2 protein-coding genes and 2 pseudogenes are annotated in these 4151 nt (G+C 56.1%); 2 read left to right on the plus strand and 2 right to left on the minus strand.

All coding sequences use genetic code 11. The features are described from left to right. Positions 1-289, minus strand: a pseudogene (locus K6M89_RS30385) (helix-turn-helix domain-containing protein); the annotation flags it as partial. A 231-nt stretch (positions 290-520) separates the two neighbouring features. On the opposite strand from K6M89_RS30385, the pseudogene K6M89_RS30390 reads away from it, so the two are divergent. Beyond that, positions 521-979 (plus strand): annotated as a pseudogene (locus K6M89_RS30390) (GDP-mannose 4,6-dehydratase). Between the two features lie 410 nt (positions 980-1389). Here K6M89_RS30390 and nodA read toward each other — a convergent pair. Beyond that, positions 1390-1977 carry a nodulation N-acyltransferase NodA gene (gene nodA, locus K6M89_RS30395; protein WP_004679687.1) on the minus strand — a complete coding sequence of 196 codons (588 nt, stop codon included), beginning with the start codon at positions 1975-1977 and terminating at the stop codon, positions 1390-1392. A gap of 935 nt (positions 1978-2912) precedes the next feature. Between nodA and K6M89_RS30400 the strand changes: the two genes are divergently transcribed. Next, positions 2913-3827, plus strand: coding sequence for a hypothetical protein (locus tag K6M89_RS30400; protein WP_010034735.1), 915 nt, complete (start codon positions 2913-2915; stop codon positions 3825-3827). Positions 3828-4151: the final 324 nt, after the last annotated feature.

A 4151-nucleotide genomic window follows, 5' to 3' on the forward strand; every position in this document is an offset into this window, starting at 1 on the left:
CTGATCTTCACCTGCCGCTCGACGGACAAGCGCTCAACCATCTCATCGAGCGTCACATCCCTACGCTCGTTGATCAACGCGACAACGAATTCCTCGTGTGCATCCACTGCCGAAGGTCGTCTCCAGCTCTGTGGCAGAGCAGTTAACTCACCCTCTTTCGCTCTTCAATCCAGCGGATCGCCGTCGAAATCCCAACTCCGAAACGAGCCGCAGCCTGTCGAGCCGACATGCCCGCCGCAGACGCTTTCAAAACCCGTATTAGGAGATCATCGCTCAGGGCCTGTCCCATCATCCACCTCTCCGCTGTGGATGTTGAATCAGCTTCGGTCGCTCTCGTCACCTCACAATCGATTCATCAATCGCAGGACATGTCTAGGTCGACCGCGCGCCAGCGCGACCGCGACCATCAGCAGGACAAAGAGCTTTGAAAACAGGAGACAATCGCACATCCCTGTAGCCAAGAGAGAAATGGCGTATCGCACGGGAGACGCTGCGAGCGCCCAGGTGATAGAGCTTCGCCTTGTGGCTGAACAAGCCAACTTCGATCGCGCAGGCCCGCCGCGCCCGACAGCTGGCCAAAAACAGCGCCAGGAGCTACGACTGGGGCCACGCACGTGAGTATGTCGAGGGCATGTCGCGCATGCTGCAGCAGGACAAACCGGATGGCCACGTCTTGGCGACCGGCGAGACGACGAGTGTCGGCCAATTTCTCGAGCGGGCTTTTGCCGACGTGAACATTACTTTGGAATGGAAGGCGTCCGGCGTCGACTGGCTACGACTCCGCGTCCGGTGCCTGCCTTGTTGAAGTCGATCCTCGATACCTCCGCCCGACGGAAGTTGATCTTCTGCCGGTGATCCGACCAAGGCCCGCCAGAAGCTGGGCTGGCAACACAAGGCCCCGGTTCAGGAGCTCGTCGCCGAGATGGTGCGCGAGGATGTCAAGCACTGGAAGGCCCTGAACAGCCGGGAAGAGCTCTGAGTGTACGACTTGTCCAACAAGAAGATCTGGGTTGTCGGCCATCGCAGTATGGTCGGCAGTGCGCTTGTGCGCAGGCTCCGATGCCGTGCTCTGCGGCAGTGGCGTCAGTTAGCGGGTCGAACGAGGAGCGCGGATCGTGAACCCGCGAGCGCGCAAAAATACGGCATTAGCCGATGATGTTCATACTTCCACCAGGTGCCCGGATTGCGGTACCGAGGCTTCGGGGCATATGTTCCTGATGGTCCTGCTTGTCTCGAATATCTCACGCTTGACGTCTAAGCGTTCGCAGATCGAAAGGTGCGGGATGTGTCATCGTGTGGGTCGGTCCGTCATCGAGGGTTAAATAGACGCACCGATCACTGGGCCGCCACCGTCTCTTCGGATAACTTCAGCTATGGGACCATGCTCTTTCATAGCTCAGGGCCATTCCGCTCGATCAAGGTCCCCGATGGCCAATCACTCATTGAGCATCCTATTGGGAATACTACCAAAATTACGTTTTCACAGCGCGTCGGCGGGAGGTTGAGATAAACATCGGCAAGGGTGGATCGCACGCGTACCCCTTCCAAAACCGTCGCAAGACCATTTCGGCAGAGCCTGAGAACAAGGTTGCGCAACGCCTGCCGAACACCGCCGAACGCAAACCGAACGCCAAGTTGCTGCAGCACTGGGTAAACAATGCGCATCGAATTAATGCCGTACCCCTCAAGATCTGGACGCACGCCCCACAATCCAAGCTCGCATACGAGTAGATCGACCTCGCCAACCCGAACGAAACGACGCAACAACCCCATGTGAGCGGCCACACCGTGCGCATCATAGCCTATTACGCGAAGCTCGGGCCTAGCTCCTGACCAACTACGAGCACCTTCGAATGGAAGGGCGTTGTAAGCTCCAGTTGGCCCATAGGTCTTCCGAAAGAAATCTGCGAGCTCCGTGTGGTCAGAGAGCTCCAACTCGTTTTCCCAGCACACTTTCCACCGCACCTGAGGGCTCATACCTAAACCTCCACTTAATACTCTGTCCAGGCGTCGACAGAGCAACTACTTGATACGCACTCGTTGGGGCGCTTCTAATGGCACTGGTATAAGCTGGTGAAATCATTTGTTTGGATGGAACTCATCCGTCCAATGGATGCGTTCCAATCAATCGGCCTGCCATCGGCTGCCGACGCCAGATGAAGCGGCTGCTCCAACTTCTTCGTGAACATGCCGCCTTGTCCATCATGCTGGATCATCTTGATCAGGCATCCAGGACATTGAACTGAAAAGTTGACCATGACTGAGAGGCTCGCTACTCAGGCAGAAGCAAGCCAAAGACGTTTTCGGCGATAATCAGGCAAATTGTCGAGATCACATTAGAACCCTCGGCGGAACCGGGCTGGTCTATCCCGGCGTCGAAAGTCGTCGAACGACCCGACCTGGCGGAGGGGTTTTTTCGGAATGTTCGGTTTGCGACAGTCTGATTCCACACAAAATGGGACGCGGCGATAGGCAGCAGCATTCTCCTGTTGAATCTGAAAGGGGTTCCCCTCGCAAAACGCCCTGGTTCGCTTTGGCTATCGCAGCCCATGGACCGGCACGCTGGGTATCGGCGAAGATTGCCAGAGGACATACTTGCCTGGCGATCCCGACCTCGGGAGAAGATGATGGGTACAGGAATGGATTCCTAGATCAGTGCGTTTCCGGTGCAAGCTTTTAGGACCCCGGACACAGCAAACGCCTCCCAGGACTGGCGAGGCGGCCGCGAGATCGCAATTTTCTCCTAGATAACGGTATGAGGTGATCGTCATACCCTGGTCACCGGTTGCCGATCGTCACGCACATGGTCTGGTACAGAGCCGGCGGCGCCGATGAGCCCCCGAGGAAATACTTAGTGACTGGCACGGTTGTTGCGTCGTCTCACGAAAGACAGCCGTTAACGAGAGGTCACGATGATGGATGTATGCTCGATGGGGATGGTGTTGTGCGGTGGGTACCTTCTTGCTGCATCCGCAGGCAGACTCGGCGGCGCTGAGAATGTCTTATCTGACTCGCCTTTGTCCGCGGCTGATGTATCGAGTTTCGAGACTTTCATAGTTCGCAGCCCACCGACATCACTCAATCTGGATCCATTTTATGCCAAATATGCTGACGCAGCGGGCATACCTATTATTTCGTCAAACAAGGTTCCAGACACGGCACTATTGATCTCACGTGACATTGTCCTCTACATGTTGTCAGAACGCCGTGATGTCCGCGATGCTTTAATCCAGGCTGGAGCGCGGGTGGGCGTCATGGCAATTGACGAGACGACGACTGATATTCCCGAGCAGCGGGATTGGAAGAAGCCTCTTCCCGATGATCCACGTCTCACCCCTGACGAGCGGCGGGATTACGCCAACACGATCGGCAAGATGACTGCCCGAGACTACTGGGCACAAAGGGCGCGCGGCATGGGCGGGCTCTACACGACGGGAGCTGTGGAGAATTTGATGGGCGTGCCGGGCACGCGGTATTACGGCGGGAACATTCTTGTTCACGAATTCTCACATAATATTTTCAACGCGCTGCGCACGGTAGATCCTGATCTCGTTGCACGAGTTGAACGTGCCTATTCGCACGCCTACGAGAAAGGCCTCTGGGCGTGTTCCTATATGGAGAACAACGTCGATGAGTATTGGGCCGAGGGCACGCGATTTTGGTTCAATACGAACTTGGCTTACAGCCGAGGCAATCTCACCATTGCCACATCAGAAGATTTCGAGGCTCACGATCCAAGCCTCTATAATATCATGGCCGAAGTCTACCGCCATGACCACCACATTCTGGCGGATGTCTATTACCGGCATTCGGCGAAGTCGCAGTAATGTCCTTTGGTATTGACTGCCGGCCTCATGCTGCAATCCCGCTGGAGACCCGAACTATCGCTGATCGTCCGTAATTTGTCAGAGCCAGCCATAAATTTGAGTTTCCGTTCAATTGAAGCGCCCATGTTGTTCCCACGGGTGCATACCAAGTACTTCGTGGCCGCTGGAATTGGCTCCTTGTGCAACATCGAGACCAAATGACCTGCCACTGAATTTTCATCCGGCGGCGATTAGAGCCTCGGCGGTCTTTGAAACGCTCCCAAACGTTGGACCACCGGATGCTAGAGTTTTCCGGCTTCATTCAGGGAGGCGGGCTGGTTGCGC

Source organism: Rhizobium croatiense (genome assembly GCF_019793465.1).
GTDB lineage: Bacteria > Pseudomonadota > Alphaproteobacteria > Rhizobiales > Rhizobiaceae > Rhizobium > Rhizobium croatiense.

Coding starts and splice junctions, on each gene's coding strand:
- nodA (WP_004679687.1), bottom strand. CDS start 1,977: ATGAGCCCTCAGGTGCGGTGGAAAGTGTGCTGGGAAAACGAGTTGGAG.
- K6M89_RS30400 (WP_010034735.1), top strand. CDS start 2,913: ATGATGGATGTATGCTCGATGGGGATGGTGTTGTGCGGTGGGTACCTT.